Origin of the sequence: Kineosporia sp. R_H_3 (assembly GCF_002198675.1) — a bacterium.
GTDB lineage: Bacteria > Actinomycetota > Actinomycetes > Actinomycetales > Kineosporiaceae > R-H-3.
Window position 1 is genome coordinate 1 of sequence record NZ_MWLL01000178.1, and the last position, 25,924, is coordinate 25,924.

Sequence of the window (25,924 nt, forward strand, 5' to 3'; positions counted from 1 at the left end):
CCCCCACCCCGCTCATGCTCGCGCTGGGTACCGGTTTCGAGCCGTCAACGACCCGAGAACGGTACGCACCGCGAGCATGAGCGGGGTGGGGGGACGGCGTCACAGGCGGTCGAGGACGAGCCAGCCGCCGTGGTGCTCGTCGACCTGGGCCACCCACCCGTCGGCGCGCAACGACTCCCCGGCGCGGCGGAGGTCGTCGAGGCCGATCGTCCGGACGTGCCCGAAGGTCGGGTCCGCCTCGTCCTCGATCGGCACGGCGACGACGACGCAGCGCCGGGCGAGCCGGGTCGCCTCCGCGAGGATGCGCTCCCCGTGGGCGGCGTCGACGTGCTCGAGCAGGTGCAGCACCGTGACGACGTCGACGGACCGGTCCGGCAGCGGCACCCGGGCCGCGTCGCTCGCGAGGGTGCGCACCGGCGTCCCCAACCGGCGGGACATGACGTCGAGCAACCGGGCGGTGCCGGGCGCGACGTCGCACGCGAGCACGTCCCGGACCGCACCGGCCCGGCCGTCCGCGACCCGCAGCGGGAGGAAGCCGAAGCACGACCCGAGGTCGAGCAGACTGCGCGCACCGGCCTGCGCGACGAGCGCCTCGGCCCGCACGTAGATCGGCGCGAACTCCGCGAGGGTGCCGGCGGCGGCCGTGCGGGCAGCGGTCCCCGTGCCGTCCGTCAGCTCGCCGAGGCGGTGCAACGTGTTGCGGTAGAACGCCTCCCACGCCGTGCCCGGGTCCTCGTGGCACGTGAGGACGACGCCCGTGACGATGCTCTCGAAGGCGTCCGCGCCGACGACCCAGCCCGGTGCGAAGAGCTCGTCGGCGACGAGCGCGGAGACGTCGGCCGACACCGACGTCGTCCCGAGCCCGTGGACGACGAGCAGCCGCCCGCCGAGCCGCCCGATGCCGAAGTGCGTCGTCCGGCCGACCCAGCGCTCCGGGCCGACGAGGGCCATCGGCCGGCGCCGCACGACGACGACCGCCTCGTCGACGTACCGGCCGTCGGGCGCGGGGCGGAACGGGTCGAAGGACATCGGCTCACCGGCAGGCAGCGCGCTCATGCGCCCGGCGCCAGGCGGTCGAGGCCGGACAGGTCCCGCACGACCTGCACCCGCGAGCAGTGCTCGGCGTAGAGCGGCAGGTCGCAGCGGCCCAGCCGCCACGAGTACGACGGCTCCGGCGTGAGCCATACCGTCTCCCGCACCCGACGGGTCATCTCCTCGAACGCCGCCACGTTCGGGTCGTGCCCGTTGCCGCGGCCGTCCCCGAGGACGACGAGCGTCGTCCGCCGGGTGAGCGCCGTGCCGTTCTCCTCGACGAAAGCACCGAAGACGCTGCCGTAGTCGGAGTCCGCGTCGACGTCGAGCACGCCACCGGCCGGCAGCCCGGCGACGACGAGGCCCAGCGCGTCCTCGGGGTGCCGCTCCGCGAACAGGTCGGTCGTCTCGACGGCGTCCGCGACGAACGCCCACGACCGCACCTGCGACACGAGGCTGCTCAGGCCGTGGACGACGTGCAGCGTGAACCGGGACGTCGCCCGCACCGAGAGCGAGACGTCGACGAGGACGACGAGCCGCGGCCGGTCGTGCGGGCGCGACACCGTGACCGGCCGGAACGGGATCCCGTCGTAGCGCATGCTCTGCCGCATCGTCCGGCTGCCGTCGACCCGGCCCGCGGCACTGACCCGGCGCCGGGCACGCGGCGCACCGTGCATCGTCCGGACGAGGCGGCGCAGCGACTCCTCGAGGTCGGCGCGCTGCTCCTCGTCGAACGGGTCGTGCACCGGCGCCGGCGTCAGGCCCTGCGACTCGACCTCGCGGTCGAGGGCGAGGAGCTTCTCGAGGTGGTCCTTGAGCCGCTCCGGCAGGCCGTCGAGCAGCCCGCCGATCCGGCGCCGCAGCCGGGCCAGCTCCTCGGCGTCGAGGTCGCCGTCCGACCCGACCTCGCCCGCGAGCCAGTCGAGCAGCGCGAGCTCCTGCGCGACGGAGAGCATGACGTCGAGCGCCGGCCGGTCCGAGCGCACGAGGTCGCCGGGCGCACCGGCGCCGTGCAGCCGCGACACGGTCAGCTCGACCCGGGCCGCCTCGCCGAGCACGCTCGTCCGATCCGTCGACAGGACGATCTCGTCGGTGAGCGCGGCGAGGTCGATCTTGTTGGCCTCCTGGTGGAGGTTGTACTGCTCGGCGAGGTCCTGCTCGTCGAAGTAGTCGCGGATGTCGGCGGGCTTGCCGTGCGAGTGCCCCTGCTGCGGCGTCCTCGACGGCTCCTCGGAGAGGGTCATCGCCTCGGTCTCGCCGCCGTCGTCGAGGTCGTCGTGGGTGTGGCCGTGCCCCTCCGGCGCGGGCGGCAGCACCGGTCGCAGCCGGAAGAACGCGTCGAAGACCCGGTCGAACGCGGGTTGGTCGCGGCGGTCCTTGACGAGGGTCACGGCGAGGGCGTCGCGCAGGACGTCGCGGTCCGCGAGCACGCCGGGGACGGCCGCGACCCGCACCGCGTCGAGGGTCTCCGAGACGGAGATCCGCACCCCCACGAGCCGCAGGAGCCGGACGAACCGGTGGACGGCGCCCTCCATCGTCAGCGGCCCTTGCCCGGCGGCTTGCCGGACGGCGTCCCGGAGCCCTTGCGGCCCAGCGCCGCCGCGAACGACCGGCCGCCCTGGCCGGGCCCGACGGTCCGCCGTACCGCCGGTTGCTCCCCGGCGGTCGGGCTGCCGTAGTACGCCTCGTCGTGCCGGCCGGGCAGGTCCTTCGCGGCACGCACCGCGCGACCGTCGACGTCGCCGTCCGCCGGGTGCGAGTGGGTGCCCGGGCCGTGGTCGTGGTGCGGCTCCCCCGGGCCGTGCGAGTGCCCGTGGCCGTGCGAGTGGCCGTGGTCGTGCGCGTCGAGGGACGACGGCACGACCGCGTTCGGGTCGCTGAACGCGGGCAGGGTGTCGAGCGCCCGCTGCAGGTCCCGCTGGTACTTGAGGACGACGTTCGCCGTGTCCGACAGAACCGCCGCGGTGAGCTCCTCGACGCCGAGGACGGCGAGGGTGCGCGCCCAGTCGACGGTCTCGGAGACGCTCGGCGCCTTGCGCAGGTCGAGCCCGCGCAGCGAGCGGACGACGTCCACGAGCCGGCGGGCGAGCGCGTCCGGCAGCCCGGTGTCCTTGGAGCGCACGATCTCCAGCTCGCGCTCCGGGCTCGGGTAGTCCAGGTACAGGTGCAGGCAGCGCCGCTTGAGCGCGGCGGACAGGTCCCGCGTCGTGTTCGACGTGAGGATCACGTAGGGCTGGTGGACGGCGCGGAAGGTGCCGAGCTCGGGCACCGAGACCTGGAACTCCGCGAGCAGCTCGAGGAGCACGGCCTCGAGCGCCTCGTCCGCCCGGTCGATCTCGTCGACGAGCAGGACGACGGGCTCGGGCGAGCGCACCGCCTCGAGCAGCGGGCGGGCCGCGAGGAAGGTCTCGGAGAAGAACGCGCTGTCCTGCTCACCGATCCGCTCGACCGCCTCGCCGATCGTCGTCGTGTCCGCGACGACCTCGGAGATCTTGTCCCGCAGGAGCTGGGTGTAGAGCAGCTGCTTGCCGTAGTCCCACTCGTAGAGGGCCTTGGTCTCGTCCTGGCCCTCGTAGCACTGCAGCCGCAGCAGCCGCCGTCCCGTCACCGCGGCGAGCGTCGCCGCGAGCTGGGTCTTGCCGACGCCGGCCGGCCCCTCGAGGAGCACCGGCCGACCGAGCCGGGACTGCAGGAACACCGTCGTCGCGAGCCGCCGGTCCGCGAGGTACCCGGCCTCCGCGAACCGGCTGACGACGTCCTCGACGTCGGCGAACTCGCCGGCGCCGAAGGACTGGTCACCGGCGGCCCGGGCGGCGGGCCCGTCGTGCCCGGTGGCGTGGCGGTGGACCTCGGAAGCCATGGCACTCCTCAGGATTCGCGGGCCCGCCCCCGCCCGTGCGGGAGCGGGGGCGGGACCGTGCGGGTCAGGACAGGAGGTCGTCGAGGTCGCCGGTCATGCAGTGCTCGACGACGGGTCGGACCGTCTCGAACGTGCACTCCTTGGCGTTGCCCGGGGTGCAGGCGTCCCCGAGGACGTGGTGGGTGATCCGGTCCACGTCCTTCTCGTCACCGGTGATGACCGAGGCGTTCTCGTAGAACTTCGTCGGGCCGACGCCGAGCCGGTTCTTCGAGTACGAGCTCTGGGTCACGTCGACGAAGCGCTCCGGGATGCCCACGTCGCGCAGCAGCCGGATCGCCGCCGCGAGCGCGGCCTCGGCGGCCTGGACGTCGGTCATGCCGTGGGTGTCGATGCCCATCGCCCGGGCGATCTCGGCGAAGCGCTTGTAGGCGACCGGCATGTTGAACGCCCACACCCGGGGCAGCGCGATGGCGTTGTTGAGCCCGTGGTGGGTGTCGTAGAACGCGCTCACCGCGTGCGAGATCGAGTGGATGATCCCGAGGCCGCCGGAGTTGAACGCCTGGGCGGCGATGTACTGGGCGTACATCATCCCCTCGCGGCCGGCGAGGTCCTGGCCGTTCCACACCGCGGCCCGCAGGTTCTCGGCGGTGAGCTTGATCGCGTGCAGCGCGTTGCCGAGCGACGGCTGGAAGTTCAGCCGCGAGACGTACGGCTCGCTGGCGTGCGCGAGGACGTCGAAGCCGCATTGCGCCGTGTAGTCGATCGGGCAGTCGTAGTAGAGCACCGGGTCGTCGATGGCGAGCGTCGCGACCGAGGCGTCGTCGAAGGCGACGTACTTGTGCGGGTTGTCGGGGTCGGTCGTCGTGTCGGTGATGACGTACGCCCACGACGTCTCCGAGCCGGTGCCGGCCGTCGTCGAGACCGCGATGTGCGGCGGGTTCTTCGGGTTCTCGCTCTTGTTGAAGCCCTCGAACTCGTTGACGTTGCGGCCGTCGTGCGCGACGGAGATCCGCGCGCCCTTGCACGCGTCGTGCGACGAGCCGCCGCCGATCGACACGAACGAGTCGCACTTGTTCTCCTGGTACAGCGCCACGGCGTCCATGACGTTGTAGTCCTTGGGGTTCGACTCGACCTTGTCGTAGATGACGACCTCGAGCCCGTGGTACTTCATCGACTCCGAGATCTTGTGGACGATGTCGGTGCCGCGCAGGCCGCTCGTCATGATGAGCGTCCGCCGGAAGCCCAGCTTGAGCGCCTCCGGCCCGATGAGCTCGTGCGCGCCGGGGCCGAGCATCGCCCGGGGGAACGGGTGGAACTCCTTGATGGGGAACGGCTTGAGCAGCTCTTCGACCTGCATGGTCGGCCTCCTCCTGCTGGGGTTCGCTGGGGTGGCCTGGACCGTAAGCCGGTCACGGACGGCGGCAGAAGATGTGACGGCGAACACTCGACCCGGACCCGTCCAAGGGCCCGGACCGACCTGCCCGAACGGGCAGGCCCCACGGGCGACCCGGTCAGTGCGAGCGGACCCGAGAGGCCTGGTGTTCGAACTGGTGTTCGAATAGACTCGCGGCGTGCGCGTGACGCAGAAGCAGCCGAGAGCCGGGCCGACGATCCTGCACGCCGACCTCGACGCCTTCTACGCCTCCGTCGAGCAGCTGCTCGACCCGGCCCTGCGCGGCCGGCCGATCGCCGTGGGCGGCAGCGCCGACGGCGGGGTCGTCCTCGCGGCGTCCTACGAGGCGAAGGCGTTCGGCGTGCACGGCGGCATGCCCGGGTGGCGGGCCCGTCGGCTCTGCCCGGCGATCCGGTTCGTCGGCGGCCACTTCCGCGAGTACCAGCGCCTCGCGGACGACGTCATGACGGTGCTGCACGACTTCACCCCCGCCGTCGAGCGGATCTCCATCGACGAGGCGTTCCTCGACGTCTCGGGGGCGACGCACCTCTTCGGCCCGCCGACGGCGATCGCGCAGGCGCTGCGGCACCGGGTCCGCACCGAGGTCGGCCTGCCGATCTCGGTCGGTGCCGCGCGGACGAAGCACCTCGCGAAGGTCGCCTCCCAGGTCGCCAAGCCGGACGGGCTCGTCGTCGTCGAGCCGGACGACGAGCGCGAGTTCCTCGCACCCCTGCCGGTCGCGCTCATGTGGGGCGTCGGGCCGGTCGCGCAGCAGCGGCTCGCCGAGCGCGGCATCCGGACGATCGGCGACCTCGCCGCGACGCCGTCGTCCGCCCTGGAGCGGCTGCTCGGCGACGCCGTCGGCGCCAAGCTGAGCGCCCTGGCCCACAACGAGGACCCGCGCCGGATCGTCACCTCGGCCCGGGCCCGCTCGGTCGGCGCCCAGTCCGCCCTCGGCCGCCGGACGCCCGAGGCCGAGCTCGTCCGCCGGGTCCTCACCCACCTCGCCGACCGGGTCGCGACCCGGCTGCGGGCCAAGGAGCGCGCCGGTCGCACGATCACCGTCCGGGTCCGCTACACCGGCATGCGCGCGGTCACGCGCTCGACGACGCTCGGCGCCGCGATCTCCTCGACGCTCTCGCTCACCGAGGTCGCCGAGCGGCTCGCCTGGCAGGCGATCGGTGACGAGACCGGCCCCACGCCGGAGATCACCCTGCTCGGGATCTCCGTCTCCAACCTCGAGCACCAGGGCGTCGTCCAGCTCGAGCTGCCCTTCCGGCCGGAGGACCCGCACCGGCCCGGGTCGCCGACCGGCTCGGCGCGCTGGGTCGTCGACCGCACCGTGGACGCCGTCCGCGAGAAGTTCGGCCAGCACGCCGTCGGCTACGCCCCGGTCGAGCTCGCCCGCGGGGCGGGCGTCCCCGACGAGTTCCGCGAGCTCGCCGAGCACGACCTCTAGGGCGGTCGACCCTCACGGGCGCAGCGGCGGCCACCACGGCGCGAGCGAGCGCAGGACCGCCGCCCGGACGGCGTCCGCGGAGCTGCACAGGACCGGCGTCCCGACGAGGGTGACCGCCGCCCGGCTGTCGACGAGGACGTAGAGCATCTGCAACGCGCGCACCGTGTTCGACAGCCAGGCGGGCGTGCGGACGGACCCGCGGGCACCGGCGGTGACCCGGGCCTCGACGAGCGCGAACCAGCCGTCGACCGCGTCCCGGTCGACGTCGTCACGGCAGCACAGGCCGTACAGGGCCTGGGCGATCCGGGCGTCCTCACCGTCCGCGAACAGCGGCGTGGCCGGATCCAGCAGGCGGTCGAGCAGCGCCTGCGCGATCCGCCCGACGTCCGCCGCCGTCAGCCGCGGCGACAACGCGAAGATCCCGAGCGCGTCCGCCCCGTGCGCGGGCGCGTGCAACCAGCCGCTGTCGTCGTCCCAGGCGCGCAGGTCGCCCTCGGAGGTGTACCAGGCGATCGTCGCCGTGAGCCACGCACGGACGACCCCCGTCGGGACGAGCGGCCCCGCGGTGACCGCCACCCGCCCCACCACCTCGGCGAGGGCCAGCACCGCGAAGGACCGCGCCTGCGGTCGCGGGTCGCCCAGCCGTGCCGCCAGCCGGTTCCCCAGCTCCTCCAGCTCCGTGTCGAGCACACCGCGCTCGACCCAGGTGGCGAGGACCGGGTAGGCCGTGCCGTCCCTCACCGCGAGGACGGGGCTCGTGAGCATCTCCTCGAGGTCGGCGAGGAGGTCCTCGAGCGGGACACCTGGTGGGACGCGGCACCCCGCGTCGATGACCTGCCCCCAGTCGACGATCACGGCATCGACCTTGCCCGCCGGGAGGCGTCGAGGCAACCGGCTCGGCGGAATCCGCGTCACGGCTGGCCGGGCGCGACCTCCGAGCACGGCTCGCCACCCGCGGGGCCGTTGGCTACTCTTCAGTAACCGGTGACGCACGCCGGATCCCCCACCGGCGAGGGAGCTCGACGATGAGACTGCGCCTGTCCGAGGCCGACGCGGCGTTCCGCGAGGAGATGCGCGCCTTCTTCACGACGCAGGTCCCCGAACGGATCCGGTCCGTCGTCGCGGAGCGCCGTGAGCTGAGCAAGGACGACATCGTCGAGACGCAGCGGATCCTCAACGCCGCCGGGCTCGCCGTCCCCGCCTGGCCGACCGAGTGGGGCGGCCGCGGCTGGACCTCGCTCCAACGGCACATCTGGCACGAGGAGATGCAGCTCGCGAACGTGCCGGCGCCGCTGGCGTTCAACACGTCGATGGTCGGCCCGGTCATCGCGACGTTCGGCAGCCAGGAGCAGAAGGAGCGGTTCCTCCCGGCGACGGCCAACATCGACATCTGGTGGTCGCAGGGCTTCTCCGAGCCGGACGCCGGCTCCGACCTCGCCTCGCTGCGGACGGCGGCCGTCCGGGACGGCGACCACTACGTGGTGAACGGCCAGAAGACGTGGACGACCCTCGGCCAGTACGGCGACTGGATCTTCACCCTCGTCCGCACCGACCCGGACGCCCCGAAGAAGCAGATGGGCATCTCGTTCCTGCTCATCGACATGACGTCGCCCGGGCTCACGGTGCGGCCGATCAAGCTCATCGACGGCGGCCAGGAGGTCAACGAGGTCTTCTTCGAGGACGTGCGCGTCCCGGTCGGCAACCTCGTCGGCGAGGAGAACAAGGGCTGGACCTACGCGAAGTTCCTCCTCGGCAACGAGCGGGTCGGCGTCGCGCCGGTCGGCTCGACGAAGAGCGTGCTCGCCCGGGCCAAGCAGCTCGCGAAGGACCGCCTCGACGACCCGTTCGTCGCCGCCCGGTTCGCCGAGCTCGAGACCGAGCTGCTCGCGCTCGAGCTCACGGCGCTGCGCGTCGTCGCGAACTCTGCCGACGGCAAGCCGCACCCGGCGTCCTCCGTGCTCAAGCTGCGCGGCACCCAGCTCCAGCAGGCCGTCACCGAGCTGCTCGTCGACCTCGCCGGCCCCGGCGGCGTCGCCTCGGGCGCGGACGACGACTCGGCGGTGCCGCAGTGGGCCCGGGTCGCCACGCCGCGCTACCTCAACTACCGCAAGGCCTCCATCTACGGCGGCTCCAACGAGGTGCAGCGGCAGATCATCGCCGGCACCATCCTCGGGCTCTGACCGGCTCAGAAGGGCTGACGACCATGGACTTCGAGCTGGACGACGAGCAGACGGCCCTGCGCGACGCGGTCCGCCGCCTGCTGGCGAGCACCTACGCGACGATCGACGGCCGCCGCGCCTCGACCGCCAAGGCACCGGGCTGGGACGAGGGGATGTGGGGCCGGCTCGCGGAGATGGGCGTGCTCGGCCTCCCGTTCACCGAGGAGGACGGCGGCATGGGCGCCGGCCCGGTCGAGGTGGCGCTGGTCGCCGAGCAGCTCGGGAGGGTCCTCGCGCCCGAGCCGTTCGCCGAGGCGGTCGTCCTCGCCGGCGGGCTGGTCGCCGCCGCGGGGAGCGCCGCGCAGAAGGAGCAGCTGCTGCCGGGCGTCGTCGACGGGACGACCGTCGCGGCGTTCGCGCACTTCGAGCCCGGCGCCGCGGCCGGCGCCCCGCCGCGCAGCGTGACGGCGACGCAGGACGGCGACGGCTGGGTGCTCGACGGCGTCAAGGAGCCGGTTCTCCACGGCGCGCAGGCCGGTCTGCTCGTCGTCTCCGCCCGGGTCGACGCCGACGGCACGGACCGCACGGGGCTCTTCGTCGTGGCGGCCGACGCCGCGGGGCTCGACCGGGTCGACTACCCGACGTACGACGGCACCCGGGCGGCCAGGGTCACCTTCGCCTCGACGCCGGCGACCCCGCTCGGTGCCGCCGGGGCGAACGCCTCGGACGTGGTCGCGCTCGTCACGGCTCACGCGCAGGTCGCGCTCTGCCACGAGGCGGTCGGTGCGATGGCGACGGCCCTCGACCTCACGACGGAGTACCTGCGGACCCGCAAGCAGTTCGGCGTCCCGCTCAAGACCTTCCAGGCGCTGACCTTCCGCGCCGCGGACATGTACGTCTCGCTCGAGCTCGCCCGGAGCATGGCGCTGTGGGCCACGCTCGTGCTCGCGGACGGCGACCCGGACGCCGCGGTCGTGGCGGCCACGCGGGCCGTCGTCCAGACGAGCGCCGCGGGCCGGCACATCGGCCAGGAGGCGATTCAGCTCCACGGCGGCATCGGCATGACCGCCGAGTACGCCGTCGGGCACTACACGACCAGGCTCACCGCGATCGACCAGCTGCTCGGCGGCCGGACGGCGCACCTGCGGGTGCTCGCGGACCACGTCGGCGAGTACGACGTCGTGGACCCGCTGGCCGTCTGACCGCCTCACGCGCCGCCGGGCCGGGGCGGCCGCCGCTCAGCCGTAGCGGTGGTTCTTCTCCGAGTGCCCGGACGGGCGGCTGCACGACTTGCCGCTCATGTTGCGGTGACCGCAGAGCGCCTCGGCGGGCTCGGCCTCGTCGCCCGGCGCCCCGGGGGCCGCCTCCGCGGCCGCGTCGGCCGCCGCCTCGGCGGCCGTCCGCGGCTTGGTCGACCTCGCCCGCTTGGGCTTCTCCGCCGCCGGTGCGCCGCCCTCGGCCGCCGGCGCCGCGGCGACCCGGGCCGTGGTGGCCGTGGGTGCACCACCAGCCGCCGAACGCTCGGCGGCCAGCTTCGACCTGTACTCGGCGAACCGGGCTTCTCTCATCGCGCGCTGCGCATCGACCTTGCTCACGCCGTCAGGCTAGACGGTCCCACCGACACCGGCTCTCCGCCGTCCACAGGCAGGCGTGTGATCTGCGGTGTCAGCGGGTCCGTGGCTGGATCCGGCCCGGCGTGTCGGTGTACAGCGCCTGGTGGTCGAACGACGCGTCCGCCCAGGAGCGGGGCAGGGTGATCGGGCCGCAGGCGCCTTCGAGGGCGGCCCGGACCTGCCGCGCGCACGTGGCGGCGCCCACCCGGCCGACCCCGGTCCCGAGCCCGGGCACGGCCACGGTGCGGACGACGTCGCGCACCGGGCGGCCGGCGTCCGGCCCGTCGGCCACGACGCCCCGCTCGACCAGGCGCAGAACGGCCCGCATCGCGAGATAGGGGTTCACGGTGTCCGGGGGCAGCTGCACGGGGACCCGCATGGTGGGGGCGAGGACGACGTACGGCACCGCCGGGTCCGCGGTGGGGACGAGGTCCGCGTCCCCGACGAGCAACTCGCCGTCGTGGCGGTGGAGGACGGCGGCCCTGGCGGCGTCCTGCAGCGCGGGACCGAACCGGTCCGCGTAGAGGGCGTCGAGACCGCCGTCCATGAACCCGAAGCTGTTCGCCGGGCTGACGAGGGCGTCCGCCTCCAGGTCGAGGATCGACCCCTGCCCGCCCGACACCCAGTCGCCGACGGCCTCCGCGACCTGCGCGTAGGCACGGGCCAGTGCCGGGTCGAGGGCGCAGAGCACGACCCGGAGGCCGGCGACGCGTGGCTGCACCCGCACATCCTGGCAGGAGGCGCCGACCCATTTGCTTGACCGTTGAACTAAGCCCTTCGTAGGGTCTCCCGGAGCATCGGAGGTCGCCCGACGGCGGCGCGGCACAGGAGGAGGACCCGTGCAGGTCAAGGAGCTGGGACACCTGGTCCTCTACGTGCGCGACCTCGCGACGTCGGTGCACTTCTACCGCGACGTCCTCGGCTGGCGCCCCATCCTCGACGGCACCCTGGGGCCGAACCCGATGCCCGTCGCGGCGTTCAACGCCCCCGGCGGGCGCACCCACCACGAGCTGCTGCTCATCGAGGTCGGCCGGGACGCCGCCGCGCTCCCGCCGGGCCGCCGGGTCGGGATGTACCACTTCGGGCTCAAGGTCGGGACGTCGGACGACGAGCTGCGCGAGGCGCTCGCGACGCTGCGGGCGAACGACGTGACGGTGCTCGGCGCGAGCGACCACGGCATGACCCACAGCCTCTACATCGCCGACCCCGACGGCAACGAGATCGAGCTCTACATCGACGTCCCGGGCGTCGACTGGGACGACCCGGCGCTCATGGCCATGGAGATCAAGCCGCTGCGGCTGTGACCGGGCGACCCGCGGCGGGCCGCCCGGCGCGCCGGGTCACACCTTGACCGAGTCCCGCCCCTTGAGCGCGAGCATCGCCCTCGCCTCGTCGGGCGTCGCGATGTCGTGCCCGAGCTCCCCGAGCAGCCGGGCGACCTTCGCGACCTGCTCGGCGTTGTTCTTCGCGAGCTCGCCGCGGCCGAGGTAGAGGTTATCCTCGAGCCCGACCCGGACGTTGCCGCCCATGAGCGCGGACGCCGTCGCGAACGTCATCTGGGCCCGGCCGGCACCGAACGCCGAGAGGTAGTAGTCCTCGCCGAAGAGCTTGTCGGCGATGGACACCATGTGCGTGAGGTTGTCGAGGTCGGCGCCGATCCCGCCGAGGATCCCGAAGATCGTCTGCACGAAGAACGGCGGCTCGGCGAGGCCGAGGTCGACGACGTGCGCGAGGTTGTAGAGGTGCCCGACGTCGTAGCACTCGAACTCGAAGCGGGTGCCGCGCTCCTTGCCGAGGAGCTGCAGCGTCGTCTCGATCTGGGTGAACGAGTTGGCGAAGATGCTGCCACGGCTGCCGAGGACGTACGGCTTCTCCCACTCGTGGAGCCACTCCCGGTCCCGCGCCGCGGCGGCCGCGAAGTTGAAGTTGATCGACCCCATGTTCAGCGAGGCGACCTCGGGCTCGAACTCCAGGGCGGCGGCGAGCCGCTGCTCGACCGTCATCGTGATCGCACCGCCGGTCGTGATGTTGATGACGGCGTCCGTGCCGTGCGCGAGCGCGGAGACGAAGGGCCGGTAGACCTCCGGGTCGGGCGAGGGCCGGCCGTCCTGCGGGTCCCGCGCGTGCAGGTGGAGGATCGCGGCGCCCGCCTCGACCGCGGCGGTGCCCTGCTCGACCATCTCCTCGGCGGTCACGGGCAGCCCCGGTGACATGGACGGCGTGTGCACCGAGCCGGTCAGGGCACAGGAGATGATCGTCTTCTTCGCTCGCTTCACGGTGCGCTCCAGGGGTGGGGATCGGTCAGAAGCCGGGTCAGAGCAGGGGCTGGGGGTCAGCGCGTCACAGGTCGCTGACGATCGTGTGCCGGACGACGCGCCACCGGTCGCCGTCGCGGACGACGACCTCCTCGAGGCGGCCGCTCGCCGCGACGACCGGACCGGCGTCGCCCGGCTCGAGCCGGAAGTAGTAGACGGTCGCGCGGAGCGGGCCGTCGGCGCCAGGTCCCTCGAGGACAAGGTTCGTCGCGTGGTGCTTGGTGGTCCGCCGGCCGTCGGGGGCGGGGGCCGGCTGCCGGGCCTCGTAGAGGGCCCGGATCCGCTGCGGGTCGTCGGTCTCCAGCCCGCCGGCGGCGACGGTCGCCCCGTCGAGGACCTGCATCACCGCGTCGAGGTCGCAGCGGTCGCACGCGTCGAAGTAGCGGGCGAAGTGCTCCTGGAGCGAGGCGTAGACCCAGGCGTGGTCCGTGCCCGGCCCGTTCACGACGTGCCCGCGGCCGCGCGCTCGGCGATGACGACGGCCCCGACCGGGACGACGTCGCCGTTGCCGGCGTCGTGCACGGCCGACCACATCTGCTCGGCGCACGTGTGCGGGCTGGCGAACTCGCCGGCCGCCTCGACCTGGCGGAAGTACGTGACGAGCGGGACCTCGGCGGGGTCCCGGGTCATGACGCTGCGGACGACGTCGGTGAGGACGGCGTAGGGCACGACCGTGACGACCCGGTCGCCCGAGCCGGCCAGCTCGGCGGCGACGATCCGGCCCCAGTGCTGGACGCCGTCCTTGCCGGCGCAGTACTGGGCCATCCCGGGGACGTCCTTGCCGGCGGCGGGCGAGCCGACGAGCACGAGGGTCGCCCTGACCCCGCGGCCCCGGCAGGCGCGCAGGAACGCCTGCCCGAGCGCCGGTCCCGAGGCGGCGTTGAGCACGACGACGGACGCGTACCCGGCCGGGTCGAGATCGACGACACGGCCGACCGGGTCGCCGGTGCCCGAGCAGTGCACGAGGATGGCGTGCTCCGGCTGCTCCGCGTCGAGCGCGGCCTCGACCGTGGCGACGACGGCGGGCCACTGCGCCGGGTCGCCGAGGTCGGCCTGCGTCCAGTGCCCGCCGGACGGCCTGCGGCTGAAGGTGTGCGGCGCGCGGACGTCGTCCGGCCGCAGGTCGAGGAAGGCGGCGCCGATGCCGCTCGAGGCACCGGTGACGAACAGGGACGTGGACATGGCTGCTCCCGGGGGCGGGGACGACGAGGGGCCAGATCGGGGAGGTGCCGAGCTGGTGCGGGATCGGGGCGCGACGCCGGTGGGCGTCAGGTCGCGTGGTCGAGCAGGACGTTCGTCGTGTGCGCGATGTGCGCGGAGAGCCGTTGCGCGGCGAGCTCGGCGTCCTTGGCCTGGACCGCCTCGAGGATGCCCCGGTGCTCGCCGGCGATGTCGCGCTCGGTGTCGCCGCCGATCGGGTGCGACCAGCGGCGGTACAGCTCGGCGGAGTCGCGCAGGGACTCGGCGAACTCCAGCAGACGCGCGCTGCCGCACGCCGCGAGGAGCTGGGCGTGGAAGACCTGGTGCGCCCGGGCCCACTCCTCCCGGAACAGGGGCGGGTCGCTGTCGTCGAACTGCGGCGTGTTCTCGAGCACGTAGTGCGCGGCGACGAGCCCTGAACGCCACTCGACGTCACCGCGCTCGACGGACCTGCGCAGGGCGAGCGTCTCGATGTCGAGTCTCGTCGAGGTGAGGTCGAGGAGGTCCTCGCGCGTGATCGGCGTCACCTGGAAGCCCTGCTGCGGCTGGGAGACGACGAGCCCCTGCTCGGCCAGCCGGGTCAGGGCCTCCCGGACGACGCTGAGGCTCACCCCGTACTCCTGGGCGACGACCGACGGGCTGAGCTTCTCGCCGGGGCGCAGCCGGCCGTTGAGGATGTTGCGACGGACCGCCGAGTGCACCTCCAGGACCCTGGTCTTGGCCTTCGGCTCCGCCACGATGTCGATGTTAGCCATGCGTCACCCCCTCGCCCGCCGGTGAGGTGATCTTCGCAGCCGTCGGGCCCGCCGCCCGCGACCGGGTCCGGCGCCCGGCGACCCGGGCGGCGGCGGCCTCGACGAGCCCGACGACACCGCCCGGCGCGGCGACGATCACCGCGATGACGAGGACGCCGGACAGGAGCGCCTGGACGACGGGCTGGTCCTCGAGGGAGCGGTCGAGCAGGTAGTAGACGACGAACGCGCCGACGACCGGGCCCCAGACCGTCCCCATGCCGCCGATGACGACCATGACGAGCGCGGTGACGACCCACTTGAGGCCGAACATCGAGTTCGGCTCGATGGACACCTGGTTGAGCGCGACCGTGCCGCCGACGAGCCCGGTGAGGAAGGCGCTGAGCACGAGCGCCCACCGCTTCACGCCGACCGCCGAGACCCCGAGCGCGGCCGCGGCGCCCTCGTCGTCCCGGACCGCCATGAGTCGCAGCCCGAAGCTCGACCGGACGACGAGCGAGACGGCGACGCACGTGAGGACGGCGACCGCGGCGACGACACGGAACTTCACGGCCCGGTCCGGCACCGCCTCGAGCGGGATGTTGAGGCCGCGGCTCTCCCCCGTCCACTCCCACGTGACCATCCACGCGAGCGCCATGAGCGCCACGGCCGACGACCCGATCGTGAAGTACACGCCGGACAGGCGCAGCAGCGGGAACGAGAGCACCCAGGCCACCAGCGCCGCGAGCAGGGCGCCGCCGAGGAGCCCGGCCGCCCAGCCGGTACCGCCCTTGATGACGAGCATGGCGACCGTGTAGCCGCCCGCACCGACGAAGACCGAGTGCCCGAGCGAGAGCTGGCCGCCGACGCCCCCGATGAGGTTCCAGGCCTGCGCCACCCCGACCCAGATGAGCAGGTTGAGCAGCACCTCCTGGGTGCCCCGCTCGACCCTGCCGGGCAGCAGCACGAGGACGACGAGGATCGCCGCCCAGCCGGCGAGCCCGACCAGGGTGCGACGGGTGGGGACGCTCATGCGGGTGCCTTCCCGATCCGGAGCGGTCCGAGCCAGGCCGGCCGTGCGATCCCGCGCGGCCGGACGAGCAGGAGGACGAGCAGGAGGAGGTTCACCGCGATCGGCGAGTAGACCGGGCCGAGGAGCCCGCCGACCGCCACCGAGACGACCCCGACGAGGACGCCCCCGACGAGCGTGCCGGGCACGGACCCGACGCCGCCCATGACGACGACCGTGAACCCGAGGACGAGCAACGGCAGACCGGCGTTCGGGTCGGCCGAGAACGCGGTGCCGTAGACGATTCCGGCGAGCGCCGCGATCGCGGCGGCGGCGCCGAACGTCAGGGCGTGCATGAGCGGGATGTCGATCCCGAGCGTGCCGGCCGTCGCCGGGTCGGCGGCGGACGCGCGCAGCGCCGTCCCGAAGCGGGTGCGGGTGAGCACCAGCTGGGTCCCGACGACCACGGCGACGGCCAGTGCGAACGCCACGACGTTGACCGCCTGGACGGTCAGGCCGAGGACGGTGACCCCGCTGCGGCCCCACGGGGCGTCGAGCGACAGCGGGGCCGTGCCGAAGCCGAACGTGAACAGCCCCTGGCCGACGAGCAGCAGACCGAACGTCGCGACGAGCGGTGCCTCGAGCGAGTGCCCGAGCAGCCGCTGCAGGAGCAGCCGCTGCGTGAGCGCGGCGACGAGGAACACCACCGGCCCCACGACGACGAAGGTGAGCAGCGGGTCGACCTGCACCACCCTGGTGACGACGATCGCGGCGTACGCACCGGCGAGGACGACGATGCCGTGGGCGAGGTTGACCACGCGCATGATGCCGAACACCAGCGACAGCCCGAGAGCGACGAGGGCGTAGAGCCCGCCGAGGAGGGCTCCGTTCACGAGGGCTTCGACGGACATGTCAGCCCTGCGCCGCGAGCCCGGGGGCCGGGGCGAGGAACGTGCCCGTGGCCTGCTCCTTCGGCCAGACGGTCACCTGGTTCTTGCCCTGCCACTGGACGGCGGTCGCGGGGACGACGGCACGGTGGTCGGGCCCGATGGTGATCTTCGCCCACACGGTGTCGAGCCCGTTCGTGGCGCCGAGCGCCTTGTTGATCGCGTCCGGGTCCGTGCTGCCGGCCCGGGTGATGGCGTCCGCCATGACCTGGACCATCGCGTAGCTCGCGACGACGGCCTGGGTGCCGAGGCCGTCACCGAACTTCGCCTTGTTGGCGTCGTAGACAGCCTGGCCGCCGACGTTGCCATTGGTCGGGGTCCACCAGCCGAAGACGGTGGCGCCCTCCGCGAGCGGGCCCGCGGCGTCCGGGAAGCCCACCGTGCCGCCCTTCTCGGGCCAGGCGGTCTTCGGCGCGTAGCCGAGGGACTTCATCTGCTTCCAGAGCGCGGCTGCGTCCGGGGGGATGACCTGCGCGATCATCACCTCGGCGCCGGAGTCCTTGGCCTTCTGCACGAACTGGCTGAAGTCCGTCGTCCCGACCGGGAACTCGGCGCGGTAGACGACGGTGTACCCGGCCGCCGGGGCCTGCTGCTCCCACAACGCGCCCATCGCCTTGCCGTCCTCCTCCGTGTCGGTGAAGAGGGCGACCTTCTTGTTCGTCTCGACGAGGTCGGAGGCCTTGAAGTTGACGAGCGTCTGCTCGGTCTCGTCGACGAAGACGTCGTAGGCGTACTTCCAGCCGCCAGCGTTCGCGCCCTTCCAGGCGAGGGTCGGGGTGAGCGGGGAGATCGCCGGGATCTGCTCGGAGTCCGCGACGACTGAGAACGGGATCGTCAGCGGCGGTGTCACGGAACCGAGGAGGGCCACGGCCTTGTCGTCGTTGATGAGCGACTTCGCGGTGGACGTGACGACCGTCGGGTCGGACTTGCTGTCCTTGACGACGAGCTTCAGCGGCCGCTTCGTGCCGCCGACGTCGACGCCGCCGGCACCGTTGATCGCCGCGACGGCCTGCTCGTAGCCGGCCTGGATCGGCGGGCCGAAGATCCCGAGCGGCCCGGTGAGGGGCAGCGTCGTCCCCAGGACGACCGGCTCGCTCGAGCCGCCGCCGGAACCGCTGTCGCTGCCGGAACCGCACGCGCCGAGCGCGAGCACCAGCGCGGTGCTCGCCGCGAGGGCCGCGAACGCGGACTTCTTCGTCTGCATCGGGTGACCTTTCGTTGTGCCGCAACCGGTTTCGCCGGAGACGGAGGGGCTGACGGGGGCGTGCTGGAGCAAGACGTGCCGGCGGAGGACGTGCCGGGGTGCGCCCCGGACCGGTCGGTCCGGGGACGGGTCGGGCAGGCGGCGGCCTAGTGGGCGGCGCCGAAGTACGCCTCGGACAGCCGGTCGGCGTCGTCGAGCGGGTGGGCCGGGCCTTCGTAGGTGACGCGGCCGCGGTCGAGCACGTAGGCGTGATCGGCGATCGAGAGGCTGCGGTGCGCGTTCTGCTCGATGAGCAGCACCGCGACCCCGGCCGCGCGGACCCGGCCGATCGCCTCGTAGACGGACTCGACGGCGACCGGGGAGAGCCCCAACGAGGCCTCGTCGAGGATGAGCAGCCGGGGCTGCGACATGAGCGCCCGGGCCATCGCGAGGAGCTGCTGCTGGCCGCCGCTCATCGTCCCGGCGCGCTGCGTCCGGCGCTCGGCGAGGATCGGGAACATCGCGCAGAGCTCGTCGGCCCGGGCGGTGCGGTCGGCGCCCGGCAGCGTGTACCCGCCGAGCAGGAGGTTCTCCTCCACGGTGAGGTCACCGAAGATGCGCCGGCCCTCCGGGCAGCAGGCGACCCCGAACCGCACCCGCTGGTGCGGCGCGAGCCGGCCCACCGCCGTCCCGGACATCCGGACCTCGCCCGCGCTCGTCGGCAGCAGCCCGGTGATGACCCGGGTCATCGTCGTCTTCCCCGCGCCGTTGGCCCCGAGCACGGACACGACCTCACCGGCCTGGACCCGCAGGCTCACGCCGTCCAGGGCGACCGCCTTGCCGTACCGCGCGCTCACGCCGTCCAGCTCGAGGAGCGGCGGCTCCGCGCTCGGTGCCCGGTGCCGCTCCTCGGTGCGCACGGCGCCGGCGCCGGCGCCGAGGTAGATCGAGCGGACGACGGGGTCCGCGGCGACCTCCTCCGGCGTGCCCGTGGCGACGAGCTTGCCCCAGTCGATGACGACGACCCGGTCCGCGAGCTCGCGGATGACCGCCTCGACGTGCTCGACGACGACGAGCGCGACGCCCTCGGCGTGCACCTTGCGGACGATGTCGATCATCGCCTGCGTCTCGTGCTCCACGAGGCCGGCGCCGACCTCGTCGAGGAAGAGCACCCGCGGGTGCAGGGACAGCGCCCGGGCCAGCTCGAGACGCTTGAGGTCGAGCAGGCCGAGGCTGCCCGCCGGCCGGGCCGCCTTGTCCCGCAGGCCGCACAGCTCGAGGACGTCGACGTCGCGCAGCCGGTCCCCGCGGGCGAGGCTGCCGACGCGGACGTTCTGCTCGACGGTGAGCCGGCCGAACGGGCGCGGCACCTGGTTGGCCAGGGCCACCCCGGCGCGGGCCACCCGGTCGGTGGTCCAGCCGAGGATGGACCGGCCGTCGAGCAGGACGTCGCCGGAGTCGGGGCGGACCTCCCCGAGCAGCGTCTTGAGCAGCGTGCTCTTCCCCGCACCGTTGGGACCCATGACCCCGACGACGTCACCGGCCTCGATCCGGAGGTCCAGCCCGTCGAGGGCGGTGACGCCCCCGAACCGCTTGGTCAGGCCGCGGGCCTCCAGGAGCGCCATGGTCAGGCCACGACCGGCGAGGACGTCGACGAGGTGGCGTGCAGCGTCGCCCGCAGCGTGGTGACGGCGGCGTCCAGACCGGCCAGGGCACCGGCGTCGTAGACGTAGAAGTCCGGCCGCACGACGACGGTGTCGGCGCCGAGCCCGGCCAGCCAGGCCGCGTAGCCGCCGTCGACGTCCACGAGGTCGCAGCCCTCGTCGGGTCCGATGCTCACGAGGACGGCGCCGTTCTCCCGCGCCCAGGCGAGGTTCTCGCCGCTCAGGGCGTCCGCCGGGGAGCCGGCCGTGCTGAGGATCACCCAGCCGTAGCCGACGACGTGGTCGAAGTAGTCCGTGACGCCGTCGCGCCGCACGCGGTACTGGTGCGACAGGTGCCCGGCGACCGGGTGGGTCCCGATCGTTCCGGCCGTGAGCGTCGGCGGCGGGGGCGGCGGGGGTGCGAGCGACGGGTCCTCGATCGCGGCCTTCATGGCGGCGTCGCGGCCGGCGGCGGCCTCCGGGTCGAGCACGCAGATGACCTCGCCGAGGCCGACCGCGAAGTTGACCCAGTACTGCATGTTGTTGCTGCGCTCGGGCCCGTAGGAGTCGAGCAGGTCGTCGGCGGCGCGGCCGGAGAGGACGGCGTCCAGCTTCCACGCGATGTTCTGCGCGTCCCGGATGCCCGCGCACATGCCCTGGCCCGCGAACGGCGGGGTGAGGTGCGCGGCGTCACCGGCGATGAGGACCCGGCCCTTGCGCCACTGCTCGGGCTGGGCCCACATCGCGCGGAACGTGTAGACCGCGTGCCGTTCGAGCACCGAGTTCTCCGGGGTGAGACCCCAGACGGACATCCGCCGCCAGGCGGTCTCCTCGGTGTTGAGCTGCTCGATCGTCTCGTGCGGCAGCCGCATGAACTCCCAGCGGCGCCGTCCGGGGCCGCCGGGCACGATCGTCGTCGGGGCCGCGGGGTTGCACCACTGCCAGGCCGGCGGGTCGAACGTCATCGGCTCGTTCGGGACCATGTCGACGATGAGCCAGTCGAACTGGAAGCCGAGGTCGTGCATCTCGGCCTTCATCCACCGCCGGACGAAGCTGTTGGCCCCGTCGGCACCGACGACGTAGCGGCCGCGGAACGTCCTGGTGGCCAGCGCCCCGGCGTCCTCGGGGCGCATCGAGCGCGCGGTGACCGTGACGCCGTCCGCGTCCTCGTCGATCTCCTGCGCCTCCCAGCCGCGGAAGACGGAGACGGTCGGCACGGTGTCGACGTAGGAGTTGAGCTCCTTCTCCAGCAGGGGCTGGGAGAAGAAGTTCGACGTGTGCCAGCCCGACGGCCCGACGCCCGACCAGTCGAGGTCGAGCAGGACCTCCTTGTCGGCGTCGACCCAGCGGTAGACGTTGTCGTACTGCTCGATGATCGGGTTGGTGCGGGAGTCGAGGCCGACCGTCTTGAACAGCCGGGCGATCTCGTGGTCGTAGTGGACCGCACGGGGCAGCGGGTAGGGCTGCGGCCACTTCTCGACGCAGGCCACGGTGTAGCCGGCCGCGCCCAGCTTCAGCGCGAGGTACTGGCCGACGGGGCCGTAGCCCACGATGACGACGTCGAAGGTGTCGGTCACGGTCTGCTCCCGGTCCTCGGTCAGCTCGCCTGGGCGGCGATGAGCTCGGCGATGTCGCTCGGCGGCATGAAGCCCTCGGGGACGGCGGGGCCCCAGCTGTAGAGACCGCTCTTGCCCTCGCACACCTCCGGCTTCCAGAGGTCGTCCTCGGTGATCTGGTCCATGTCGGCGTAGTACTCGCTGAAGGTGCCGGCCGGGTCCTTGAGGTACCAGAAGAAGTTCGAGCCGGCGTAGTGCCGGCCGAAGCCCCACCCCTTGCGCTCGTCCCGCCCGGCCAGCAGGCTCTCCGCGCCGCGGCCGATCTCGTCGACGTCGTCGACCTGCCAGGAGCTGTGGTGCGGGAACGACACCGGGCCGCCGAAGACCGCGACGTTGTGGTGGTCGGGCGAGCAGCGCAGGAAGGCGCTCTCCTTCGAGCCGGCGTAGTCGCTCACCTTGAAGCCGAGGCCGTCGACGAAGAACTTCAGCGAGGTCTCGGACTCGCCCGACACGAGCGCGACGTGGCCGAGCCGGCGCGGACGCACCCGGCCCTCGCGGACGGTGCCGGCCGCGCGCTCGTTGACCCGCTCCGTGCGGCCCGGGGCGTTGACCGGGGCGCGCTCGGTCTCGTGCTGGACGACGCGGGGCTCGACGGCGATCTCGACCCGCGTCCGCATGACGGGGTCCGCCGTGACGAGCCGGTCGCCGTCCAGCGTGTGGTCGAAGCCGAGCTTCGCGAGCGAGGCCGCGATGCGCCCGAGGTCGTCCGGGTCGTCGGCGCCCAGGGTCACGCCGCTGACGCGGCGGTAGGGGCCCTGCTCGACGTACAGCTGCCGACCGCCGTCGACGGTGGAGAGCGACCCGTCGCCGTTGTCGGTGAGGCCGAACTCGGTGTAGTAGGCGATCACCTCGGCGACGTTCGGGACGGCGTAGGTGAACGAGCTGACGCGGTGGAGGGACATCGGGGCCTCCTCAGAAGCCGTTGACGAGAGTGACGGAGAGGTCGCCGATGCCCTCGATGCTGCTCGTGAGGGTGCCGGGGACGAGGAAGCGCTTGGGCGTGCGGCCCATGCCGACGCCCTTGGGGGTACCGGTGAAGATCACGTCACCGGGGTAGAGCGTCAGGGACTCCGAGAGCCGGCCGACCAGCTCGGCGACACCGAAGATGAGGTCGCTCGTGCGGCCGTCCTGCAGGACCTCGCCGTCGAGGGCGCAGCTGATCGCGAGGTCGTCCTTGTCGGCGAGCTCGTCGGGGGTGACGACGACCGGGCCGATCGGGCTGAAGCCGGGGTAGGACTTGCCGATCGCGAACTGCGGTGCCGGGCCGCGGCCCTGCACGGCGCGCCAGGACAGGTCCTGGCCGACGGTGAGGCCGGCGACGAAGTCCCAGCCCTTCTCGGCCGGCACCTTGTGCGCCTCGCGACCGATGACGACGACGAGCTCGACCTCCCAGTCGACGCCGTCGCTCGGCAGCTCCACCACGGCGTCCGGCCCGGCGAGCGAGGACTGGAACTTGGTGAACACCACCGGATGCTCCGGGATCGCCATGTTCGACTCGATCGCGTGCTCGCGGTAGTTCAGCCCGATCGCGACGATCTGCCGGGGGGCCGGCACCGGGGTGCCGAGACCGCCCGTGGCCGGGAAGGCCTCGGCGCCGAGGCCCTCGCCCGCCCAGGCGACGAACTCGTCCCAGCGGTCGTAGACCGCCTGCGGGTCCGGCGAGAACCGGCCGGCGCTCGCGGTGGCGACGTCCACCCAGCGGTCCCCGGCCGCGACCGCCAGCCGCCCGCCCACGTTTGCAACCCGCATCGTCCGCTCTCCTCGACCTGTCGCGCGACGCGGGAGGGGCGCCCCGAGGGGTGCTGTCCTGCGCTCCGTCGCGCTGAACCTGTGTGCCGGGTCACAGGAAAGCACGGCCGATATCGACCCGACAAGAGAAAGTCGATTTTTGGTTGTCCATCGATTTTCTGTAAAGGTTTCCGGTCGGCACAGTGGTTGACGATGGTTGGTTATAGACTCTAACTTGTGGTTAGAACCTATAACCGATCGACGGGAGTCGTCATGAGCACCAGCACCCTGCGCCGTACCGCCCTCGTGGGTGGCCTCGCGTTCACCGCCACCTGGATCGCCGGGCTGCTCGTGGCCCCGGCGGGCACCGACGTCACGTCGACCGGCGCCGAGGTCGTCGCGGCGATCCGCCCGCACGCGGGCGCCACGGCGCTGCAGTACGGCCTCACCGAGCTCGTGCCGGCCGTCGTCCTCGCCCTCACCGTCGGCGCCGTCGCCGCGTACGCGGCGCGGGTCGGTACGGCGCGGGCCGACGAGCGGCTCGTCGCGACGGCCCGTCTGCTGCGCCGGACGGCTGTCACCGCCGGGGCCATCAGCGCGTTCCAGGGCGCGCTCGGTCTGGCGCTCGCGCTCGTCGCCGTGCCGCGCGGCGCGGACGGCGCGGCGGGCCTGCTCTTCGAGACCCTCAACCGGGCGGACGGCGTCAAGATGTTCGTCCTCGCCGGCATGGCGCTGCTCGGGGTCAGGCTCGGACGCCTCGGCGTGCTGCCGGCATGGCTCACGCCGGTCGCCGCCCTGCTCGCCGTCTCGGTCGCCGCCTCGGGCGTCGGCTACCTTCTGCTCGTGACCGCCCTCGCCGCCGCCGCGTACGTCTCGCTGCCGCTGCTCCTGGTCTGGGTGACGGGGTCCGGTCTCGCGGTCGCCCGCCGGCTCGGCGACGGCCGCTGACGTGCCCCGCGTCGGGCTGACCCGCGACCGGGTCGCCGCGGTCGCCGCGGACCTCGTCGACGAGACCGGCTTCGAGACGCTGTCGCTGTCCGCCGTGGCGAAGCGCGTCGGCGTCTCCCAGCCCGCGCTCTACAAGCACGTCCCCGGGCTCGACGCGCTGCGGCGCGACGTCGCGGTGCTCGCGGTCGGGGAGCTCGCCGAGATCCTGCGGGGCGCCCGAGCCGGGCTGCACGGCCGGGAGGCGCTGCGCGCGGTCTGCACCGCCTACCGGGAGTACGCCACGGCGCACCCGGGCCGCGCCGCCGCCTCGGTGCGTGCCCCCGCACCAGACGACGCGGACCACGCCGCCGTCGGCGCGGCCACCGTCGGCGAGCTGCTCGCGGTGCTCGCGGACTACGGGATCGGCGAGGGCGAGGAGGGCGTCCACGCCGTCCGCCAGATCCGTGCATGTCTGCACGGGTTCGTCACCCTCGAGGCGGGCAGCGGGTTCGGCCTCCCCGCATCGGTCGACGAGACGTTCTCCCGGCTCGTCGACGCGCTCGACGTCGCGTTCTCCTCGCGGCCGTCGGGGCACCGGTCGTCCCCGCGCTGACCCGGATGCCCGGCCTGCCCGGCCGGTGGTGCTGGCACCACTGGTGCCACCACGACTGCGCCCGGCCGGCCCCTCGTCGGACGATCTGCGCATGACGACAGCGAACCGACGGACGACGGCCCGGCGGGCGTCCTCCGTCCTCACGGCGGCCCTCGTCGCGACAGGCCTCACGGCCACGACGGGTGCCTCACCGGCCCACGCCGCAGACCCGCCGCTGCGCCCCGTCCTCGTGTGCGAGCCCGGGGTCTGCATCCTCGACGCCTCCGGCCGCGACTCCGACGGGGACGGCTGGTCCGACGCCGACGAGACGTCGGCCGGCTACGACCCGAAGGACCCCGCGAGCCACCCCTCGGTGCTCCAGATGATCGACGTGTGGGTCCGCGGCGAGGTCCGGCCGGACGGCTTCGGCCTGCGCGAGGTCGTCGTCCTGCCGGAGACCGCACCGGACGGATCCGCGCTCGACGGGAAGATCACGGGGATCGGCCCGGAGCGCAAGGACGCCATGACCCGGCTCGGGCTGACGAACGACCGGCTCGCCGGGCTCGACACGAGCAACGGCCTGCGCGCCGTCCTCGACCTGGGCGGGGCGAGGACGAGCGCGGGCTCCGTCCCGGTCTACGTCGGTGGCGTCGAGCTGTCGACGATCGGCATCGTCTACTCCTCCTCGACCGGGCACGCCGACGGCTCCGCCGATGCGGTCTGGGTGCTGGGAGGCAAGTCCGGCTCGATGCACCTCGACCCGCCGTACGTCGACCCCAACGGCTCGGTGAGCACGACGATCCACGTCCAGACGACCACCACCGACCCGAAGACCGGAGGCTCGACGAGCACCGAGACGGACTCCGCCGGCACCTCCCACCCGAACGGCAGCGCCGCATCACTGACCATCACCACGACGGAGAAGAAGGACCCGAACGGCAAGGTGGTCTCGACGACGAAGACCGAGACGACGACGATCGTCGCGTCGGACGGGACCAAGACCGAGACGACCAAGACGACGACCACGGAGCAGAACGGCGAGGGCACCGTCACGACCGAGTCGAGCTCGACGACGGTCACCGACAAGGACGGCAAGGTCGTCAAGAAGACCTGCAGCCCGAGCCCCTGCGAGATGACGGGCACGGAGATCGACCCGGCGCCCCAGTACGTCCCCGGCCAGGTCGTCGTGGCCACCCCCGAGCAGTCCCGGGCGCTCGAGGTCAGGTTCGGCGGCTACACGCGCAAGGGTGAGACGCCCGTCCTCGACAGCGACTCGACGCCGTCCTGGCCGCTGTACTCGCGGCTCAACCCGGGCACGATCCTCGTCGACCCGAACAACGACATGGTCTGGGGCGTCGACCTCAGCGCCGTGCCGGACGTCGACAAGTTCGGCGGCAACGTCACCTTCGCCCCCGGCGTGAACCACCCGGACACGACGTGCATCCCGAGCGTCACGACGCCGTGCCCGTCGTGACGGCACGGGGCTGCCGCCGGCGCGGGGCCCCGGGTCGGAGGTG

Annotated in this window: 25 protein-coding genes; 7 read left to right on the forward strand and 18 right to left on the reverse strand. The window is 73.3% G+C overall.

Going from position 1 to position 25,924, the window contains the following annotated elements; translation table 11 throughout:
• Positions 1–99 precede the first annotated feature (99 nt).
• The 4 genes from mftM to mdo form a co-directional block, all read right to left on the reverse strand.
• Positions 100–1,056, reverse strand: coding sequence for a mycofactocin oligosaccharide methyltransferase MftM (gene mftM / locus ECOMGDLI_RS19410; protein ID WP_088318539.1), 957 nt, complete (start codon positions 1,054–1,056; stop codon positions 100–102).
• Complete coding sequence (locus ECOMGDLI_RS19415; protein WP_088318540.1) at positions 1,053–2,567, reverse strand: VWA domain-containing protein; 1,515 nt, start codon at positions 2,565–2,567, stop codon at positions 1,053–1,055. Before ECOMGDLI_RS19415 ends, mftM begins: the two co-directional genes overlap by 4 nt.
• A 2-nt stretch (positions 2,568–2,569) precedes the next feature.
• Complete coding sequence (locus ECOMGDLI_RS19420; RefSeq protein ID WP_088318541.1) at positions 2,570–3,892, reverse strand: MoxR family ATPase; 1,323 nt, start codon at positions 3,890–3,892, stop codon at positions 2,570–2,572.
• Between the two features lie 64 nt (positions 3,893–3,956).
• On the reverse strand, positions 3,957–5,249 hold the full coding sequence (mdo, locus tag ECOMGDLI_RS19425; RefSeq protein ID WP_088318542.1) for an NDMA-dependent methanol dehydrogenase: 1,293 nt from the start codon (positions 5,247–5,249) through the stop codon (positions 3,957–3,959).
• A gap of 214 nt (positions 5,250–5,463) precedes the next feature.
• On the opposite strand from mdo, the gene dinB reads away from it, so the two are divergent.
• The gene (gene dinB, locus ECOMGDLI_RS19430) at positions 5,464–6,744 is read left to right on the forward strand and encodes a DNA polymerase IV (RefSeq protein ID WP_233153541.1); all 1,281 of its coding nucleotides are present in this window, start codon (positions 5,464–5,466) and stop codon (positions 6,742–6,744) included.
• 12 nt (positions 6,745–6,756) lie between these two features.
• Here the strand turns inward: dinB and ECOMGDLI_RS19435 are convergent, their stop codons facing one another.
• Entirely contained in the window at positions 6,757–7,599 is an 843-nt protein-coding gene (locus tag ECOMGDLI_RS19435; protein WP_088318543.1) for a DUF2785 domain-containing protein, read from the reverse strand.
• 170 nt (positions 7,600–7,769) lie between these two features.
• Between ECOMGDLI_RS19435 and ECOMGDLI_RS19440 the strand changes: the two genes are divergently transcribed.
• Complete coding sequence (locus tag ECOMGDLI_RS19440; protein WP_088318544.1) at positions 7,770–8,924, forward strand: acyl-CoA dehydrogenase family protein; 1,155 nt, start codon at positions 7,770–7,772, stop codon at positions 8,922–8,924.
• 23 nt (positions 8,925–8,947) lie between these two features.
• Complete coding sequence (locus tag ECOMGDLI_RS19445; RefSeq protein WP_088318545.1) at positions 8,948–10,105, forward strand: acyl-CoA dehydrogenase family protein; 1,158 nt, start codon at positions 8,948–8,950, stop codon at positions 10,103–10,105.
• Positions 10,106–10,141: 36 nt separating this feature from the next.
• On the opposite strand, the gene ECOMGDLI_RS19450 is transcribed toward ECOMGDLI_RS19445, so the two are convergent.
• Together ECOMGDLI_RS19450 and ECOMGDLI_RS19455 are read right to left on the reverse strand one after the other, a co-directional pair.
• A complete protein-coding gene (locus ECOMGDLI_RS19450) occupies positions 10,142–10,498 on the reverse strand; it encodes a hypothetical protein (protein ID WP_088318546.1) in 357 nt (118 codons plus the stop codon).
• Between the two features lie 70 nt (positions 10,499–10,568).
• A complete protein-coding gene (locus ECOMGDLI_RS19455; RefSeq protein WP_198955018.1) occupies positions 10,569–11,237 on the reverse strand; it encodes a macro domain-containing protein in 669 nt (222 codons plus the stop codon).
• Positions 11,238–11,355: 118 nt separating this feature from the next.
• Here ECOMGDLI_RS19455 and ECOMGDLI_RS19460 point away from each other — a divergent pair, with 118 nt between their 5' ends.
• The gene (locus tag ECOMGDLI_RS19460; protein ID WP_088318547.1) at positions 11,356–11,820 is read left to right on the forward strand and encodes a VOC family protein; all 465 of its coding nucleotides are present in this window, start codon (positions 11,356–11,358) and stop codon (positions 11,818–11,820) included.
• A gap of 36 nt (positions 11,821–11,856) precedes the next feature.
• Here ECOMGDLI_RS19460 and ECOMGDLI_RS19465 read toward each other — a convergent pair whose 3' ends face one another.
• From ECOMGDLI_RS19465 to ECOMGDLI_RS19515, 11 genes are all read right to left on the reverse strand, one after another.
• Complete coding sequence (locus ECOMGDLI_RS19465; protein ID WP_088318548.1) at positions 11,857–12,792, reverse strand: 3-keto-5-aminohexanoate cleavage protein; 936 nt, start codon at positions 12,790–12,792, stop codon at positions 11,857–11,859.
• Between the two features lie 64 nt (positions 12,793–12,856).
• The gene (locus tag ECOMGDLI_RS19470; protein WP_158221069.1) at positions 12,857–13,276 is read right to left on the reverse strand and encodes a nuclear transport factor 2 family protein; all 420 of its coding nucleotides are present in this window, start codon (positions 13,274–13,276) and stop codon (positions 12,857–12,859) included.
• Complete coding sequence (locus tag ECOMGDLI_RS19475; protein WP_088318550.1) at positions 13,273–14,013, reverse strand: SDR family NAD(P)-dependent oxidoreductase; 741 nt, start codon at positions 14,011–14,013, stop codon at positions 13,273–13,275. Before ECOMGDLI_RS19475 ends, ECOMGDLI_RS19470 begins: the two co-directional genes overlap by 4 nt.
• 86 nt (positions 14,014–14,099) lie before the next feature.
• Entirely contained in the window at positions 14,100–14,768 is a 669-nt protein-coding gene (locus tag ECOMGDLI_RS19480; protein ID WP_233153542.1) for a GntR family transcriptional regulator, read from the reverse strand.
• Between the two features lie 10 nt (positions 14,769–14,778).
• Positions 14,779–15,795, reverse strand: a complete 1,017-nt coding sequence (locus ECOMGDLI_RS19485) for a branched-chain amino acid ABC transporter permease (RefSeq protein WP_088318552.1) — start codon at positions 15,793–15,795, stop codon at positions 14,779–14,781.
• Positions 15,792–16,682, reverse strand: a complete 891-nt coding sequence (locus ECOMGDLI_RS19490) for a branched-chain amino acid ABC transporter permease (protein ID WP_088318553.1) — start codon at positions 16,680–16,682, stop codon at positions 15,792–15,794. Before ECOMGDLI_RS19490 ends, ECOMGDLI_RS19485 begins: the two co-directional genes overlap by 4 nt.
• A gap of 1 nt (position 16,683) precedes the next feature.
• Positions 16,684–17,922 (reverse strand): ABC transporter substrate-binding protein, encoded by a 1,239-nt coding sequence (locus tag ECOMGDLI_RS19495; RefSeq protein WP_088318554.1) that lies wholly within the window; start codon positions 17,920–17,922, stop codon positions 16,684–16,686.
• A gap of 146 nt (positions 17,923–18,068) precedes the next feature.
• Entirely contained in the window at positions 18,069–19,526 is a 1,458-nt protein-coding gene (locus ECOMGDLI_RS19500) for an ATP-binding cassette domain-containing protein (RefSeq protein ID WP_088318555.1), read from the reverse strand.
• A 2-nt stretch (positions 19,527–19,528) separates the two neighbouring features.
• Positions 19,529–21,121, reverse strand: a complete 1,593-nt coding sequence (locus tag ECOMGDLI_RS19505) for a bifunctional 3-(3-hydroxy-phenyl)propionate/3-hydroxycinnamic acid hydroxylase (protein WP_198955019.1) — start codon at positions 21,119–21,121, stop codon at positions 19,529–19,531.
• 20 nt (positions 21,122–21,141) lie between these two features.
• Positions 21,142–22,062 (reverse strand): VOC family protein, encoded by a 921-nt coding sequence (locus ECOMGDLI_RS19510; RefSeq protein WP_088318556.1) that lies wholly within the window; start codon positions 22,060–22,062, stop codon positions 21,142–21,144.
• A 10-nt stretch (positions 22,063–22,072) separates the two neighbouring features.
• A complete protein-coding gene (locus ECOMGDLI_RS19515; protein ID WP_088318557.1) occupies positions 22,073–22,909 on the reverse strand; it encodes a fumarylacetoacetate hydrolase family protein in 837 nt (278 codons plus the stop codon).
• A 252-nt stretch (positions 22,910–23,161) separates the two neighbouring features.
• On the opposite strand from ECOMGDLI_RS19515, the gene ECOMGDLI_RS19520 reads away from it, so the two are divergent.
• The 3 genes from ECOMGDLI_RS19520 to ECOMGDLI_RS19530 all read left to right on the forward strand — a co-directional run bounded on the left by ECOMGDLI_RS19520 (position 23,162) and on the right by ECOMGDLI_RS19530 (position 25,881).
• Positions 23,162–23,836 carry a hypothetical protein gene (locus tag ECOMGDLI_RS19520; protein ID WP_088318558.1) on the forward strand — a complete coding sequence of 225 codons (675 nt, stop codon included), beginning with the start codon at positions 23,162–23,164 and terminating at the stop codon, positions 23,834–23,836.
• Position 23,837: 1 nt separating this feature from the next.
• Positions 23,838–24,428: a TetR/AcrR family transcriptional regulator gene (locus ECOMGDLI_RS19525; RefSeq protein ID WP_088318559.1), complete on the forward strand. Its 591-nt coding sequence runs from the start codon at positions 23,838–23,840 to the stop codon at positions 24,426–24,428.
• 91 nt (positions 24,429–24,519) lie between these two features.
• The gene (locus tag ECOMGDLI_RS19530; protein ID WP_088318560.1) at positions 24,520–25,881 is read left to right on the forward strand and encodes a thrombospondin type 3 repeat-containing protein; all 1,362 of its coding nucleotides are present in this window, start codon (positions 24,520–24,522) and stop codon (positions 25,879–25,881) included.
• The last annotated feature ends 43 nt before the right edge of the window (positions 25,882–25,924 follow it).